General features: G+C 59.8%; 16 protein-coding genes. 12 read left to right on the top strand and 4 right to left on the bottom strand.

Going from position 1 to position 16,300, the window contains the following annotated elements:
- Positions 1–4 precede the first annotated feature (4 nt).
- From lptB to RUI03_RS12130, 4 genes are all read left to right on the top strand, one after another.
- On the top strand, positions 5–754 hold the full coding sequence (gene lptB, locus RUI03_RS12145; RefSeq protein WP_410795948.1) for an LPS export ABC transporter ATP-binding protein: 750 nt from the start codon (positions 5–7) through the stop codon (positions 752–754).
- A gap of 60 nt (positions 755–814) precedes the next feature.
- On the top strand, positions 815–2,281 hold the full coding sequence (gene rpoN, locus RUI03_RS12140) for an RNA polymerase factor sigma-54 (protein ID WP_410795873.1): 1,467 nt from the start codon (positions 815–817) through the stop codon (positions 2,279–2,281).
- A gap of 122 nt (positions 2,282–2,403) precedes the next feature.
- Positions 2,404–2,979 (top strand): ribosome hibernation-promoting factor, HPF/YfiA family, encoded by a 576-nt coding sequence (gene hpf, locus RUI03_RS12135; RefSeq protein WP_317287732.1) that lies wholly within the window; start codon positions 2,404–2,406, stop codon positions 2,977–2,979.
- 143 nt (positions 2,980–3,122) lie between these two features.
- On the top strand, positions 3,123–3,590 hold the full coding sequence (locus RUI03_RS12130; protein WP_317287731.1) for a PTS sugar transporter subunit IIA: 468 nt from the start codon (positions 3,123–3,125) through the stop codon (positions 3,588–3,590).
- 76 nt (positions 3,591–3,666) lie between these two features.
- Here RUI03_RS12130 and RUI03_RS12125 read toward each other — a convergent pair whose 3' ends face one another.
- Together RUI03_RS12125 and RUI03_RS12120 are read right to left on the bottom strand one after the other, a co-directional pair.
- Entirely contained in the window at positions 3,667–3,912 is a 246-nt protein-coding gene (locus tag RUI03_RS12125; protein WP_317287730.1) for a DUF1150 family protein, read from the bottom strand.
- Between the two features lie 222 nt (positions 3,913–4,134).
- Positions 4,135–4,932, bottom strand: a complete 798-nt coding sequence (locus RUI03_RS12120) for an undecaprenyl-diphosphate phosphatase (RefSeq protein WP_317287729.1) — start codon at positions 4,930–4,932, stop codon at positions 4,135–4,137.
- Between the two features lie 97 nt (positions 4,933–5,029).
- Here RUI03_RS12120 and RUI03_RS12115 point away from each other — a divergent pair, with 97 nt between their 5' ends.
- The 6 genes from RUI03_RS12115 (at position 5,030) to trpS (ending at position 11,765) form a co-directional block, all read left to right on the top strand.
- Entirely contained in the window at positions 5,030–5,599 is a 570-nt protein-coding gene (locus tag RUI03_RS12115) for a polysaccharide biosynthesis/export family protein (protein WP_317287728.1), read from the top strand.
- Positions 5,600–5,737: 138 nt separating this feature from the next.
- The gene (locus RUI03_RS12110) at positions 5,738–7,111 is read left to right on the top strand and encodes an outer membrane beta-barrel protein (RefSeq protein WP_317287727.1); all 1,374 of its coding nucleotides are present in this window, start codon (positions 5,738–5,740) and stop codon (positions 7,109–7,111) included.
- 187 nt (positions 7,112–7,298) lie between these two features.
- On the top strand, positions 7,299–9,497 hold the full coding sequence (locus tag RUI03_RS12105) for a polysaccharide biosynthesis tyrosine autokinase (RefSeq protein WP_317287726.1): 2,199 nt from the start codon (positions 7,299–7,301) through the stop codon (positions 9,495–9,497).
- Positions 9,475–9,957 (top strand): M23 family metallopeptidase, encoded by a 483-nt coding sequence (locus RUI03_RS12100; protein WP_317287725.1) that lies wholly within the window; start codon positions 9,475–9,477, stop codon positions 9,955–9,957. The genes RUI03_RS12105 and RUI03_RS12100 overlap by 23 nt, the downstream gene beginning before the upstream one ends.
- A gap of 136 nt (positions 9,958–10,093) precedes the next feature.
- Positions 10,094–10,711, top strand: a complete 618-nt coding sequence (locus tag RUI03_RS12095) for a TetR/AcrR family transcriptional regulator (protein WP_317287724.1) — start codon at positions 10,094–10,096, stop codon at positions 10,709–10,711.
- Between the two features lie 40 nt (positions 10,712–10,751).
- Positions 10,752–11,765: a tryptophan--tRNA ligase gene (gene trpS, locus RUI03_RS12090; protein ID WP_317287723.1), complete on the top strand. Its 1,014-nt coding sequence runs from the start codon at positions 10,752–10,754 to the stop codon at positions 11,763–11,765.
- Between the two features lie 71 nt (positions 11,766–11,836).
- On the opposite strand, the gene eda is transcribed toward trpS, so the two are convergent.
- Positions 11,837–12,478, bottom strand: coding sequence for a bifunctional 4-hydroxy-2-oxoglutarate aldolase/2-dehydro-3-deoxy-phosphogluconate aldolase (eda, locus tag RUI03_RS12085; protein WP_317287722.1), 642 nt, complete (start codon positions 12,476–12,478; stop codon positions 11,837–11,839).
- On the bottom strand, positions 12,475–13,905 hold the full coding sequence (gene pyk / locus RUI03_RS12080) for a pyruvate kinase (RefSeq protein WP_317287721.1): 1,431 nt from the start codon (positions 13,903–13,905) through the stop codon (positions 12,475–12,477). The genes eda and pyk overlap by 4 nt, the downstream gene beginning before the upstream one ends.
- A 113-nt stretch (positions 13,906–14,018) precedes the next feature.
- Here pyk and RUI03_RS12075 point away from each other — a divergent pair, with 113 nt between their 5' ends.
- The gene (locus tag RUI03_RS12075) at positions 14,019–15,437 is read left to right on the top strand and encodes an ATP-binding protein (RefSeq protein WP_317287720.1); all 1,419 of its coding nucleotides are present in this window, start codon (positions 14,019–14,021) and stop codon (positions 15,435–15,437) included.
- 131 nt (positions 15,438–15,568) lie between these two features.
- Positions 15,569–16,288 carry a phosphate signaling complex protein PhoU gene (gene phoU / locus RUI03_RS12070; RefSeq protein ID WP_317287719.1) on the top strand — a complete coding sequence of 240 codons (720 nt, stop codon included), beginning with the start codon at positions 15,569–15,571 and terminating at the stop codon, positions 16,286–16,288.
- Positions 16,289–16,300 lie beyond the last annotated feature (12 nt).

Here is a 16,300-nt window from a genome sequence, read left to right as displayed (position 1 = left end):
GGATATGAACGCTGCCGCTCCGGTCACTGAGACCGACGGGCTGGTTGCCGAGAACCTGCAGAAGACGTTTCGGCGTCGGCAGGTGGTCAATCATGTCAGCTTTCATGTCCGGCGTGGTGAAGCTGTCGGCCTGCTCGGTCCAAACGGGGCGGGGAAGACGACCTGCTTTTACATGGTGACAGGACTGGTCCCGGCCGATGGCGGGCGGATCCTTCTTGATGGCTATGACGTCACCCGCCTGCCCATGTACCAGCGCGCCAAGCTCGGCATCGGTTACCTGCCGCAGGAAGCGTCGATCTTCCGTGGGCTGACGGTTGAAGAGAACGTCCAGGCGGTGGTGGAACTGGTGCATAGTGGTGCTGCGACCCAGGCATCCGTGGTCACGGCGCTGCTTGAAGAATTTGGCATCGCCCATGTGCGCAAATCCATGGCCACGGCGCTCTCTGGTGGTGAACGTCGACGCCTTGAAATCGCTCGTGCGGTGGCCACCGGCCCTGACTATATGCTGCTCGACGAGCCCTTTGCCGGCATTGATCCGTTGGCGATTGCCGATATCCGGGAACTGGTCGCGCATCTCAAAGACCGCGGCCTCGGCGTTCTGATCACCGATCACAATGTCCGCGAGACGCTGGACATCATCGACCGCGCCTACATCATCCATAAGGGTGAATTGCTGAGTGAGGGGACGCCGTCAGAGATAATTGCAAACAAAGACGTGCGCCGTGTTTATCTGGGTGAAACCTTCCAGCTGTAAAGGATAACTCTAAAGCATGCGCCGAAAAGAACTTTGTTTCATTTCGGTACAGTTCGGAGAGTGTCCTTGAGTATTTCGCAGAAACTAGAGGTCCGGCAGGGGCAGCAGCTGGTGATGACACCCCAGCTGCAACAGGCCATCAAACTGCTGCAGCTGACCAACCTGGAACTTGCGGAATTCGTTGAATCCCAGCTTGAGGAAAACCCGTTTCTCGAACGCGATGAGAGTGGCTCTGACCCTCAGCGTGGCGACGAAGCACGGGGCGAGGAGCGCGCGGACGCGGATGCGTCGGCGGACCATTCCACCCTCGATACGGACTACAGCAATATCGACAATGAGGCCGCACCCGGTGACGCCGGGGCAGGGGACTGGTCCTCCGTTTCCTCCCGCGGGCCGTCGCTGTCCGATGACTATGATGCGGCTGAAAATACGGGCGGGGTCAAAAGTCTGCATGACCACCTGACCGACCAGCTCCACGTCACCAGCCGTGACGACACCATCCTGTTCATTGGCTCCTATCTGATCGATCTGATCGATGATGGGGGCTATCTCCGTGATTCAACGAACGAAATTGCCGAGCGTCTGGGGGCTGATCTCAGTCTTGTCGAAAAGGCCCTGCGACTGATCCAGAACTTCGAGCCTTCCGGGGTCGGGGCGCGTTCGCTGCAGGAATGCCTGAAGCTGCAATTGCGCGATCTCGGTGAACTGACCCCCGGGATGGAGCTTTTTCTCGAGAATATCCATTTCCTCGGTACCCATAACATGCCGGCCCTGCGCCGGGCCTGTCGCCTGAATGATGCAGAGCTGAAAGCCGCCATCGCGACGATACGCCGGCTCAATCCCAAGCCGGGCCTGCAATATGGCCGCGACCATGTGCAGGTCGTCGTGCCAGACGTCTATGTGACCGAGGACGCCGATGGCGGGTGGAAGGTCGAGCTGAACTCAGAAACGCTCCCGCGGGTCATTGCCGACGAGCGCTATTTCACGCGCCTGGCGGCTTCGACCAAGGGCGGGGAGGCACGGACCTTCCTTAATGAGCAGATGGCCAATGCCAACTGGCTTGTTCGCAGTCTTGACCAGCGCGCCCGGACAATCCTGCGGGTGGCAACGGAGCTGGTGAAATATCAGGACGAATTCTTCGTCAACGGTATTCGCTATCTGCGGCCCCTTAACCTCAAGACCATTGCGGATTCGATCGAGATGCACGAATCGACGGTCAGCCGCGTAACGTCGAACAAGTTCATCGCGACCCCGCGCGGGACGTTTGAGATGAAATATTTCTTCACGGCGGCGATCTCGTCGCGGACGGGTGATGCGGAATATTCGGCTGAGAGCGTCCGGCACCGGATCCGCCAGCTGATCGACGAGGAAGAGCCCGAAAACCCGCTGTCCGATGATCGGCTGGTGTCGATCCTGGCCGGTGAAAACATCGATATTGCGCGCCGTACGGTCGCAAAATATCGTGAAGCGTTGGGGTTGCCTTCCTCGGTCCAGCGCAGGCGCATGGCCAAACGTTCACTGGCCTAGGTCCGTCAACCTCTTCGAAACACGATTGGCGTCACCATCTCGCTGCGCGACTAATTTTGCACTGCACGATGGGAAGCGCATAGTCACACCCTATATTTCCTTCCGAAGAGATGGAGTTAAAAATGGACGTTCAAATTACCGGCAAAGCGATCGACCTCGGTGCCGCCCTGCAGACTTACGTCAAAGACAATCTTGCGGCCGGCGTGCACAAATATTTCGATCGATCGGCAGAGGCGCAGGTAACGTTCGACAAGGAGGGGCCGCAAATTGAGGTGGAGATCACGCTCCACCTGGCCTCAGGGGTGTTTCTGGCAGCACAGGACAGGGCGCATGACGCCTATGGCGCTTTTGACGGGGCCATGACCAAGCTTGAGAAGCGCGTCCGCCGCTACAAGCGTCGCCTCAAGGACCACCACGCCAATAATCGCGAGGAACTCCCTGCCGAGACTGCATCGTCCTATGTCATCGCCGCGTCGTCGGAGATGGATGAGGACGAGGCCGCAGATGCACCATTGGTCATCGCAGAAAAGAGCACCATCTTACGTCGCATGTCCGTCAGTGACGCAGTTTTGCAGCTGGACGTGATCGATGAGCGTGTGGTTATTTTCAGAAATGCAAAACATGGCGATCTCAACGTGGTCTACCGCCGCGATGACGGCAATATTGGATGGATCGATGGTGCTCGGACAGCCGATTAAGGCACGGTTCGTGAAAGATAGCTAAAAGCATCTCGAAATGAGGTGACGCGAGCGAGGAGTGTGGTATGTGGCCGCGCTCGCGGTCCTCGAATTTAGAATTGGACGGCCGCATCGCAACGAATGTGTGTCGACGAATGAAGTATATGTCGAGCGAAATCAGGTCTTTCTTGAGTTCCGAGAACGTTATCGTGTCCATGGAAGCAAGCTGTAAGCGCAGCGTGCTCAAGCAGCTTGCTGCCCATGCGCAGAAAACGATGGGCCTTGATGAAACGTCTCTTTTGGACAGTCTGCTGGAGCGCGAACAGCTCGGCTCCACTGGCATCGGCAGAGGGGTCGCAGTGCCGCATGCGCGGGCTGAGATTTCCCAGATGCGCGGCATTTTTGCCCGGCTGGCACAGCCGGTCGATTTCGACTCGATCGATGACCGGCCCGTGGACCTCGTCTTTCTGCTTCTGGCACCGGAGCGTGCCGATGCGGACCATCTGAAGGCCCTGTCGCGGGTTGCCCGTCTGCTGCGCTCTGATGAGGTTCAGGATGCCATGCGCGGTGCCGCGGATGCAGAGGCCCTGTATGCCATCGCCGTTGGCGACGCGGATGCTCAGGCCGCCTGACGCTCGTTTTTTCCAATTGCCATGAAAAAAGGCCCCTCATGGGGCCTTTTTCAGTTCAACATGATCACACTGCGCGTCAGTGGACGCTGACAGGCGTCATTTCATGCTGTTTCGCTGCGGCGAATGCGATCTCGCGATCGCTCATCAGCGCGATGCGTGATCCATCATCAGCGTGCAGCGCGTAAAGAACGCTGTGATCGTCGAATGCGTCGGAAATGTCCGACGATTCCCGTTCGATCTCTTCCCTGACTTCCCACGCAAAAACCTGCCGAACATAGCAGAGCTTCTTGTTTGCCAAGGGTCGGTTTGTGTTGTCCATCATACCCATACCCATCCCAGTTAGACGATCGTCGTCCAAGAGGCCTGCAAGAACGCTGCCGGCGGTGTTCTTGGCTTTGTCGTGCCCCGAACTGTCACGACGAAGATCGTACTACCAAAAGGTGATTGCCCAACCGTGAACCTGGTCATCGCAAATCGATGGACCGGGTCAGACACGACACCTGATGAATAATGTAACACCTATATGTCGGTCCGCAAGTGCAGCTCAGGTGAACAAAATGAAGAGGAATATGCCCAAGGCGATCCGGTAGATGACGAAAGGGGTCATCGAAACTGTCCGCGTCATCTTCATGAACAGGATAATGGCTAGCCATGCGGACAGGAAACTGAACACCGCGACGATCAATGCCGCGGTCCATTCTCCCTGATGTCCGTCTTTGAACAGCTTGTAGGTCGCGAACGCGCCGGAGGCTGCGATTGCAGGAACGGCAAGCAGCATTGAGAAGCGCGCTGACTGCTCACGACTATACCCGAACCAGCGCGCCGCCGTGATGGTGATGCCGGAGCGTGACGTGCCGGGGATCACCGCAATGGCTTGGGCAACCGCGATCGCCGCCACGACGCGCCAGCGGCTCGGCATTTCATCGTGGACTGTCGGCCGACGGTCAGCGATCCATAGAAGGATACCGAACACGATGGAGGTCGTCGCCAGAACCCGAGGGTCGCGCAGACCATCGGCAAGGCCCGTCAACTCTAGCACAGCGCCGAAGAGGACGAGGGGGATGGTCGCGAGAGCAATAGTGAGGAAGAGGTGCCGGTCACCGGTGTCCCGCATCCGGACAGTATCAAGCCCGCCGGTGAACAGGCGCCCTGTTTCTGAGCGGAAGTAGATCAGGACAGCGAACAGGCTTCCCACATGGGCGGCGACGTCAATCGCCCGTCCCTGATCCTGAAATCCTTCGATCAGGGCCGGTAGCAGGATGAGATGCGCCGATGAACTGACCGGAATGAATTCGGTCAGACCCTGGACAATAGCGAGAAGCAGCAACTGGAGAAGGGACATGGATGATCGTCAATACCACTGATTTGCTGCGCCCATACCGCCGAATTGTGACAGGTGGTATAGCGCCTGCATGGAAAAGCCGTGAAAGGGTGTCGCGATGACCGTCAGAATACTTGTCTCCGTCCTACTCACCCTGTGGTTAACGGGATGTGCAACGGCGCCCGCACCGACGAGCACCGAGGGTGTCGCGCCTGAAGCGTTCAGCGCCGAAGACTACCGGCTCGGCCCCGGCGACAAGGTCAAACTGACCGTCTACGGCGAAGAGGACCTTTCCGGCGAATATTCGGTGGACGGCGCAGGGCAGGTGTCACTGCCGCTGATCGGTGAATTCCAGGCCCGCGGCCTGACGGTGCGGGAGCTGCAGGGCTCGGTCGATGCGGCCCTGCGCGATGGTTATCTCAAGGATCCCAGTGTCAGCGCCGAGGTCGTTGCCTATCGCCCCTTCTATATTCTGGGGGAGGTCAAGCGCCCGGGCACCTATGCCTATCAGAGCGGCCTGACGGTCCTCAATGCCGTGGCGACGGCGGAAGGCTTCACCTATCGGGCCAATGAGCGGTTTGTTTATATCCGCCGGGCGGGTGATCAGGAGGAAAGTAAATTTCCCCTGACATCGACCACCACGGTCCGGCCCGGTGACACGATCCGTATCGGCGAGCGGTTTTTCTGATCGCTCTGACGGCAGCGACTCCTCGCAGGCGCTGACAGGCATCGCCAAGTCATTGACGTGACACTATTTTGTGTTGAACTGGCGTGACTTGTGCATCCCAGATCGATGTGCCTGAAGAACCCGCGTCAGGGGAGTATTGTGATCAAGACACGGCTGATGGGATCGAGCGCGCTTGGCGCTGCTGGCCTGCTCCTTCTGGGGCAGGGCGCCGTCTCCACGGCCGCGGCACAGGATTCACTGTTCGAGCGGGACCGAAATATTTCCGTGCTGGAACGCTATCGGCCTGAATACGCAGCGCCCGGCGTCAGGGCGGGACAATTCATCGTCAAACCGCGACTCGATCTGGGCGTTGGCTGGACGTCCAACGCCTTCGCGCTCTCCGATGTGCCGAGCGATCGGGGGCTTGAGCGGTTCGAGGATGAGGCAGACAGCTTTGTTTTCCTACGGCCCAGTATTCGGGGCGAAACCGTATGGTCACGACATGCCATCGGGTTCAGCGCCTATGCCGAAGCGATCAAGAACAACCGCTTCCAGAATGAGACAATCACCAATCTGGGCGCTGCCATCAACGGACAGCTGGACCTGACACGGACAGCGGCCCTGTTCGGCGGCGCCAGCATCGACCGGCGCCACGAAGATCGTCAGACACAGACCGCCGGCTTCCTGTTTGAGGAGCCGGTAGAGTACACGCGCACGCGGGCCTATCTGGGTCTGCAGCACGAGATGGGACGTGTCCGGTACAAGACCCGCATCGACTTTGCGGATTACGATTTCTCGGATGCGCTCCTGCTGCCGGAAGCTGTTGCTGTGCCGCGTGCGCGGGTCGACCAGGACTATCGCGATCATCAGCGGTACAGCCTGCTCGGCCAGGTCAGCCTCGCCATCACGCGGGATTTCTCGATCTTCCTCGAGGGTGAAATCAATGCCCGCGAGTATGATCAGGAGACCCCCTATGACCGCGATTCCGAAGGGTGGCGGGTTGCTGCAGGGACGGAATTTGATGTCACACGCCTTTCCCGCGGACGTGTGTCCTTGGGCTATTTTGAACAGGACTATGAGGACATCCGTCTGCAGACGGCCAATGGTCTCAGCCTTGATGCGCAGCTTGAATGGTTCCCGACCGAGCTGACGACCATCACGCTGACCGGTCGCCGGGGGATCGATGAAACCGCGGTGATCAATGCCGGGGGCTATGTGACGACCGAGGCGCGGCTTCGGGTTGATCACGAACTGCGCCGCAATGTGCTTCTCTATGCGTATGGTGCTGTCGGTACGGTGGACTATCCCGATGCCTTCCCGTTGGACGAAGAGGAGGGTGAACGGTTGACCGATCAGTCAATTGATCGGCGCGGCCTAGGTGTCGGCGGCACCTATCTGTTCAATCCGAATGTGTCCGCTTCCCTCGACTATCGATACCGCGAGCAGGACGTCGCGGTTGATCTCTTCAATGGCGGATTTAACGCCGACTACAACAGCCATGACCTGTTGCTGACCCTGACGCTGCAGCGCTGATAGCGTCCACCCGTTAAGGTGGCACAGACTTCGCAATATTCCTGGAGAGGATCGCTACAGCCTTGCCGGGCATTAACGCCAGTTTGGCGTGTTTGCCGGGCTAGACTTGGCACACTTTGCGATTTTCGGGACGGAATGCGACCGCGATCCCCACCTATGGGGCGCTTGGGTGAAAAAGATTAGCGATATGACACTGCCAGCCAGCGAGCCTTCTTTGATCCCTGCCAACGGGCTGCTCGACCTGCCCGGTCTCTGGGCCATGTTCCGGCGGCGGTTCAGGCTGTTCTGCGCGACGGCCATTACCGTTCTGGCCCTCGTCACGATCATCACGTTTCAGCAGACGCCTCGCTACACGGCGGAGGCGCGGGTTGTCCTGAACAAATCCGAGACCCGCGCGCTCGATGTTTCAGCGATCATTTCCGGCGTGTCACCGGATGCCGCGGTGGTGGATACGGAAGTTCAGCTGATCATGAGCCAGAGCATGGCGGCGCAGGTTGCCGAAAAGCTCAATCTTTACGCCGTGCCAGAATTCAATCCCTATATTCGGGAGCGCCGTGGCCTGGCGGCTCTCTTCGCGCCTGCCCAGCTGGACCGCGATGAGGACGTCAACGAACGGATCATCCGTGAACAGACCCACGCCCTTGTCGCCCAGGCCGTCGAAGCGGAACGCGCCGGCATCACTTACGCTATCGCAATTCGCGCAACGAGCCGTGATCCTGAACTCGCCGCGCAGATCGCAAATGCCTATGCAGATCAGTACATTCTCGATCAGCTGAACCAGAAATTCGAGACCTATACGCTGGTGCAGGATTCGCTTTTCGACGCTGTCGAAAACACGCGCAAAAACTTGCGCGTCGCAGAGGACGCGGTTGAACGCTACAAGGTGGAGAACGGCCTTTTGTCAGCAGAAGGCAGCCTGCTGTCAGAGCAGCAGATCGCCGACTTGCAGGCTGAAATGATCATTCAGGACGCTGATCTTGCCGAGAAGCAGGCGAAGCTGACCACCGTCAATCGGCGGCTGTCGCTCGGTGCCGGGGCCGATGCCATCTCCGATGTGCTGGCGTCCCCCGTCATTTCCACGCTGCGCTCCAAACAGGCGGACCTTGCGCGGCGGCGTGCGGACCTTGAGACCCGCTACGGGCCCAAGCACCCGCTGATGGACAATCTGCAGTCGGAAGAGGCAGATATCGAACGCCAGATTCAGGAAGAAATGGACCGGATCGTCAGCCGTCTGCAGAATGATGTGGATGTGGCGCGCCAGCGCGTGCGGTCATTGCGCACCAGCATCAATGAACTGCGCGAAGGACTGTCGACAGACAATCAGGCGCTGGTCCGCTTGCGTGAGCTTGAGCGCGAGGTCGAGGTCAGTCGGCGCGGCTATGAGCAGTTGCTGGAGCGCTCCCAACAGGTACGACTGTTCGAGAATCTGGCCGAAGCCGATGCCCGGGTCGCGGACCAGGCAACGCTGCCGCGCGCGCCATCATTTCCCAACAAGAAGTTGAATATCCTGCTGGGTCTCGTTCTCGGCTCAGCCCTCGGCGGGCTCGTCATTGTTATTGCAGAAGTTTTTGATACGGGTCTCCGGACTGCAGATGATGTCGAGCGTGCCCTGAATACCCAGATGATTGCACTCGTACCGCAACTGGAGCCAGCCAAGCTCACTGGTTCCATTCGTTCGCCTCAGGATTATCTGGTGGAGAAGCCGCTCTCCGCCTATGCGGAAAGCTATCGGACGCTGCGCAGTGCGTTGACGCTGCAGTCCGACGATGCGGCGAAGTCTGTCATCGTGGCGGTGACATCCGCGGTGTCCGGGGAAGGCAAGACGGTCTCTGCGCTCTGTCTGGGGCGGATTGCGGCTCTCTCCGGGGATCGTGTCATCGTGATCGACTGCGACCTTCGCCGGCGGGCCCTGTCGGCCATGCTGCCATGGAGCGATGAGCAGGCGCCGCGTGGGCTGGCTGAGGTCCTCTCCGGTACGGTACCGATCAGCGCCGCTGTTCGAAAAGATGACAGGACCGATCTTGATATTCTGCCGGTTTCCGAGGATCGTTCCGGTACGGGTGACCTGTTTGGTGGCGGGCGATTCGCCGCGCTGCTGGACCGGCTGCGTGAACAATATGATGCGATCATTCTGGATACGGCGCCGCTGACCGCGGTGGCGGACAGCCGCATGGTTGTGGATGCAGCTGACCGGGCAGTCTTCTGTGTGCGGTGGAAATCAACGCCTGTCACTTTGGCGAAATCCGCCCGGAAGATTCTGGGCAGCCTGAAAACCCCGCTGGCGGGCACGGTCCTGACCCAGGTGGATATGCGGGCGCAGGGCGGCTATGGATACGAAGGCAGCTACAAGTACTACGCGCAGCATGGGAAATATTATTTCGATTAGGCCGTTGATCGTCATCGCCTTTAGCGCGGTCCTGTCTGCCTGCGCGTCTTCGCCGAAAATGCCGACCGGTCCTGTCGGTCCCTTCATCTCGCCGCTCGACGACATGGTGATCACATCCAATTTCGGCCAGCGCGGCCGGCGTCCCCATTATGGCATCGACCTGCGCGCCGACCACGGTACGCCCGTTGCTGCGGTACAGGTCGCTACCGTGCAGTTTGCCGGTCGACAGCGCGGTTTTGGCCGATTGGTGATTCTCAATCACGGCCAGGGCGTGACCACCTATTACGCCCACCTCTCCCGAATTCGCGTGAAGGAAGGCCAGGTCATCCGGCAGGGCGAAACCATTGGCTTTGTCGGGTCCAGTGGAAACGCTAAGTCTGCGCATCTTCATTTTGAAGTGCGCGATCAGGGGCAACCGCTTGATCCCTTAGGTATGCTGGCGACATTCAAGGTTAAATGAAACCGGTACCGAAACAGATATAATTGAGTTCAATTCAATCTAGTATTCACTGTTAATTATCATGCATATTGACTGAACCTGTACAAACGCGTGTAACTCTATAGAGCCAATTTTATCAGCAATAGTTTGTCCATGGATGATGACTGAAGCCATTTCGCAAGACGCACCGCGTGATGCTCGCTCGAGAATTTTGCAGGCCGCTATCAGTGCGATTATTGAGGGCGACGGCTCCATCGAGATGGCCGACGTGGCTGACCGCGCCAGCGTTTCCATGGGCCTGGCCTATCATTATTTCGGATCGAAGGCCGGGCTGATCTCAGCGATCGTGACAGATTTCTACGACCGCTACATGAAAATTGCCGAGATGCGGTTTGACGAATGCGACTGGTACGAGCAGGGCCGCCGCCGCGTGCATCTGCTGATGGAATATCTGTACGGCGAACCGCTTGCGCCGATCATGCTCTCCAAACTGTCGGGGAATGGCGAGGTCCTCAATATCGACCGCCAGCGGGGAGAGACCCTGATGGCGCTCGTCGCCGAGTTGATTCGCGAGGGGCAGGAGTCAAAGCATCTTTCTGCCGATCTCGATACCAATCTCGCCGCCGCGCTGATGGTCGGCGCCTTTCGTCAGGTCATCGCCGTCACGCTGAACACCGAACCCCGTCCCCCTGTCGACGAGTTTGCCGACATTGTTTGGGAAAAGGTGGCAGCCATTGTCGGCAGTCATCCCGCGATGGCCAACCAGCACGTTTGACGGCTAGCCCCCGGCACGATCTGGCGCTATTGGGGCGCCCATGACCAAGACACATGCACAGCGCGTCTTTTCAGGCGTGCAGCCCACGGGCAACCTCCACCTCGGCAATTATCTCGGCGCCATCCGCAAATTCGTGGACATGCAGCATGAGATGGAGTCGATTTACTGTATCGTCGACATGCACGCGATCACGGTGTGGCAGGACCCCAAGCAATTGCGGGACCAGACCCTGGAAATCGCCGCTGCTTATGTGGCGGCAGGGATCGATCCGGATAAGGCCATCATTTTCCAGCAGTCAGCCGTCAGCGGCCATGCTGAGCTGGCGTGGGTCTTCAACTGTGTCGCACGCATGGGCTGGCTGAACCGGATGACCCAGTTCAAGGACAAGGCCGGCAAGGACAAGGAACGCGCCTCGGTCGGTCTGTTCGTCTATCCGAACCTGATGGCCGCCGACATTCTCCTTTACCGCGCGACCCATGTGCCGGTGGGCGAGGACCAGAAACAGCATCTGGAGCTGGCGCGCGACATCGCGACCAAGTTCAATAACGAGTTTGGGGATGAGGATTTCTTCCCGCTGCCCGAGCCGCTCATCAAGGGGCCGGGTGCGCGCATCATGTCCCTGAGGGACGGAACATCGAAAATGTCCAAATCCGATCCATCGGATCTGTCGCGCATCGTGTTGACCGATGATGCCGACACGATTGCGAAGAAGATCAAGAAAGCGAAGACGGACCCCGAACCGCTGCCGACCGAAATGGACGGCCTTGAGGATCGGCCCGAGGCCAAAAATCTCGTCGGGATTTATGCGGCGCTTGCCGGCATGACCGACGAAGCTGTTCTCGCGGAATTCGGCGGCGAGGGGTTTGGCAAGTTCAAGCCTGCACTGGCGGATCTGGCGGTCGCGAAGCTTGCACCGTTGACCGAGGAAATGCGTCGCCTGCGGGGGGACGAGGCCTATCTCGAGGGCATTCTGCGAACGGGCGCCGAAAAGGCCCGTGTTATCGCCGAACCGATCATGCGAGAGGTCAAGGAACGGGTCGGGTTCATCGTCTGAGGACGGATGAGAAATAAAAAAGGCCGGAAGCGGATATCGCTTCCGGCCTTTTTTGTATTCGGCGCGGTGCGCTAAAGTGCAGCCGCATCCTTGGCAATGGCGGTGATCCCCGCCCAGTCGCCCGCCTTCATCTTGTCGGCAGGCGTCAGCCAGGATCCACCGGCGCAGAAGACGTTGGAGAGCGACAGGTACTTCCCTGCGTTCTCAGGCGTCAGCCCGCCTGTCGGACAGAACTTTGGCGCGAGCAGTGGACCGCCCAAGGACTTCAGCATCGGCACGCCGCCGGCGGCCTCTGCGGGGAAGAATTTCAGCCGTTCAAATCCATATTCGAGCGCCCGCATGACATCTGACGCCGTGGCGGTGCCGGGCAGCAGCGGACAGTCATCGAAGTGCAGTGCAGCCGCCTTGGCCAGCATGTCGGTCAGGCCGGGGCTGACGCCAAACACGGCGCCGGCATCCATCGACCGGGCCAGATCATCGGGAGAGATGATTGTCCCGGTACCGATGGTCATTTCGGGCCGGTCCTTGGCAATCCGCGCTACCGCATCAATGGCAGCGTCGGTTCGCAGGGTGACCTCCATGGCCTTGATCCCGCCTTCCAGCAGGGCATCGGCCAAGGGGAGGGCATGATCGGCGTCGTGAATCACGACGACCGGCATGACGCGGACGCCTGCCAGCACCCGATCAATGGCGGTGGCCTGGCGGTTCGTCATGAGGCATCTCCGACGCGGATGATTTTCAGCGTGTTGGTGCCGCCCGTGCGACCGGTCGGAATACCAGCCAGCAGAACGATGTGATCATCTGCTTCCAGATTCATCCGTTCACGGCAGGTCTGAACGGCCGTGCGGCTCATGCTTTCGAAGTCGTCCTGGTGATCAATCAGGATCGGCTCCACGCCCCATGCAAGGCCGAGCTGACGCGCGGTTTTGTCATTCGGGGTCACCGCCACGATCGGCATGATCGGACGGTGCTGCGAGATCGTGTAGGCAGTGCTGCCTGAATTGGTCGAGGCCACGATGGCGGACGCCTTCGTGACGTCGGCGGCAAAGCTGGCGGCGGTCGCCAAAGCCTGCGGCACGGAATGATCGTCGCCGTCGAGGTCGAGGAGATCCATGTCTTCAAAATAGGACGGATCGCTACTGGCCGCCCGAATGATCCGTGCCATGATCGCCACGGCAGCCTCCGGGTGACGGCCGACGGCGCTTTCGGCGCTCAGCATGACGGCATCGGCGCCATAATAGACGGCGGTGGCCGTATCAGACGCTTCGGCGCGTGTGGGCGTCGGGCTGTCGATCATGGACTGCAACATCTGGGTGGCCACAATGCACAGCTTGCCCTGCGCGCGGGCGGTGCGGATGATCCGGCGCTGGGCAGGCGGCACCATCTCAAGCGGCAGTTCCACACCCAGATCGCCGCGGGCGACCATGACACCGTCCGACGCGGCAACAATCGCGTCCAGTTCGTCGAGCGCGCTTGGCTTTTCGATCTTGGAGATGATCCGCGCGCGGTCGCCGATCAGCTTGCGGGCGTTATGAACGTCCTCAGCGGTCTGCACGAAGCTCAGGGCGATGTAGTCGGTATTTTGTTCAAGCGCGAACGCCAGATCGGCTTTGTCCTTCTCGGTCAGCGCGTCGATGCGCAGTTTGCGACCGGGAATGTTGATGCCTTTGCGATCGGTCAGCTTGCCGGGGACTTCGACCTTGAACTCGATCCGCTTCTCGCCCGCCTCAATGACGGAAAGGCGCAAGAAACCATCATCGAGCATCACGACGTCGTCAGCCTTCAGTGCCTCGAACAGCTCTTCGTGCGGGATCGGGATCACGCCCTCGGGGGCGGTTTCACCAAGGATGGCTTCCACGCGATCGCCGAAATTCAGCTGCATCGAGCCGCCAGCGATCCTGCCGCAGCGGAGCTTGGGCCCCTGCATGTCGGCAATGATGGGGACATGGCGGCCAAGGTCCTTGGCGACTTCGCGTACCGTATTGAACCGGACGGCATGCTCTTCGTGGCTGCCGTGACTGAAGTTCATGCGGAAGGCGGATACACCAGCCTGGACCAGCGCGCGGGCGCGGTGAACCGACTCGCTGGCTGGGCCCATGGTGGCGAGAATTTTGGTAGTGACATGGCGAGACGCTGACATCGTTCGGCCTTTCTGGGTTTGCGATGCTTGAGAGACCCTTTAAGCGTGATTGCTCGTTTGGCAAACGGGGAACGCCGGTCTCTGGCGGTTTTCTTTGACGAAAGGGATGTGCCTTGGCGACGCCGAAACAGCAACAGGGGGATGCACCGCCGGTCGAACGGAGCCGCGTCGGCGATTTTGCCTTTTGCGCGGCCGTCGGTCTGATGTCTATCATCAGTGGGCTGATGTTGTCAGGCGCCGGCCCTGCGCCGATCAGTATCATCTGTATCTTGTTTCTCGGCGCGCTAGGCGTGCGCTATTTCGCCCTTCGCGATGCCCAGACGGTGCGGCCCGGCCTCGATTTCAGCGAGGAAGAGGTCGCAGCGCTGAAACGCTTGCGTGTGCTCATCGACACGTTTCCGCAGCCAGTGCTTCTGCTGACCCATGAGGGGCAGGTGGAAACAGCAAACGCGGCGGCCCACCGCCATTTTACCGAGGACGTGACCGGATATCACATCTCTGGCCTCATCCGTTCCCCGCGCGCCCATGACTGCCTGCGGGACGCCCACCACACCGGCAAGCCCTGTGAAGTCGAGTTCACGACCAACACCGTGCCGGAACGCACACTCCTATTTTATGCCGCGCCGATCGCTGGCTCGCGGCATTCGAGCGGCCGCGGGACAATCATCATGTTGCGGGACCGGACCGCCCAGAAAAAGCTCGAGCGGATGCGGACGGACTTCGTTGCCAATGCCAGCCATGAATTGCGCACGCCCCTCGCGTCGATGTCCGGTTTCATTGAGACGCTGCAGGGGCACGCCAAGGACGACCCCGAGGCGCGTGAGCGGTTCCTCAAGGTCATGGCGAGCCAGGTCGAGCGCATGCTGCGGCTGGTCGAGGATCTGATCGGGCTGTCCGCGATCGAAATAAACGAGGCAAAACCGCCCTCTGACCAGGTCAATCTCGTAACGATCGTTGAGTCAGTGCAGGAGAACCTCCTGCCGCTCGCCGCCAAGGAAGGCGTTGAGATCAAGGTGCTACCGCCAGCCGAGGCATCGGATGCCATCATCATTGGCGATGCCAGCGAGCTTTTCCGGCTGATCCTCAATCTGTGCGACAACGCGCTGAAATATGGCATCCAGCCCGACCGCGATCACAATAGCGTGGTGCTCGCTCTGGGGCGCGGCATTCCGCCTGAGATGCCTGAGGCCTATCGGGCAGGGGAAACGAGCTCCCATGTGGCGGCCCGAGCCGGCATAGGCGAGCAGGAGATTGTCTGGGTTCAGATCCGCGATACCGGGCCAGGCATCTCTCGGGGAGATCTGCCGCGCCTGACTGAGCGCTTCTATCGGGTCAACCCGGAGTTGAGTAAGGCCAAGGGCGGAACGGGACTTGGGCTTGCGATCGTCAAGCACATCCTCCAGCGGCACCGTGCATCCCTCCAGATCGAGACGCGAGAGGGAGAAGGCACTGTGTTCACTTGTCTTTTCCTCGGGCCTGCCGCCTGGACGAGACGAACCCGCTCTACCCCGCAACTGGACGAGCGCACCTAGCGCGCCTAAGGTGACTTCCCTGTTGTCTTGCCGACTGCTTCCGCTGCCAAAACGATATTTTTGGCAAGAGGACGGCTGCCGACAAGAATCTGTCACACAAATCATTCAGGTGACAGATCGGAGGAGACGTTATGCCGTTCGGTTTGATCAGATCTGTGACCGGCCGCCTTGAAAAGGTGGACATCGCGCTTGCAACTATGGGTGGCGTGGTCGAGCAGCAATTGGCCGATTCGATCGAGGCCTTCGAGCGGCGCGACTCCGCGCTTGCGGCGGAAGTGGTGGCGCGTGATCGCGCCGTCGACGAGCATGAGCGCGATATCGAACGCCAGGTCCTGGCCATATTTGAAGATCGCCATCCCACCGGTGCAGCCCTGCGGCGCTCCCTGACCGCCCTGCGCATCGCCGCAGAGATGGAAAGGGTTGGCGACTTGGCCAAGAATATCGCCCGGCGTACACTGGTGCTGAATGATGTCGGCCGCGTGGGCGACACGGTGAAGGTGGTCCCCGTCGTTGCGCGGATGGGTCGCCGCGCCCTGACCCAGTTCAGCGAGTCCCTCGACGCCCTGTTCAAGGGTAATGCAAAGGCTGCGCTGGCTGTTCGGGATGCGGATGGGCAGATCGACGAGCTGTATAATTCTATCTTCCGTGAGCTTCTGGAGACGATGGGGGCGCAGCAGGCGGGCGTCCTTCTTGGTACCCACCTCGTCTTTATCGCCAAGAACTTTGAACGCATTGGCGATCACGCTACCAATATTGCGGAACGCGTCCATTTCTCGCTAACAGGTGAGGAAATGACAGGTGACCGGATCAAGACCGACGTGACGAGTTTCTCGGCGGTTTCGTCCCTTTGAACGATTGACCGA

The organism is Parvularcula sp. LCG005 (assembly GCF_032930845.1).
Classification (GTDB): domain Bacteria; phylum Pseudomonadota; class Alphaproteobacteria; order Caulobacterales; family Parvularculaceae; genus Parvularcula.
Note: the sequence above shows the minus strand (reverse complement) of the source record. Positions and strands in the feature narration are given on the sequence as shown.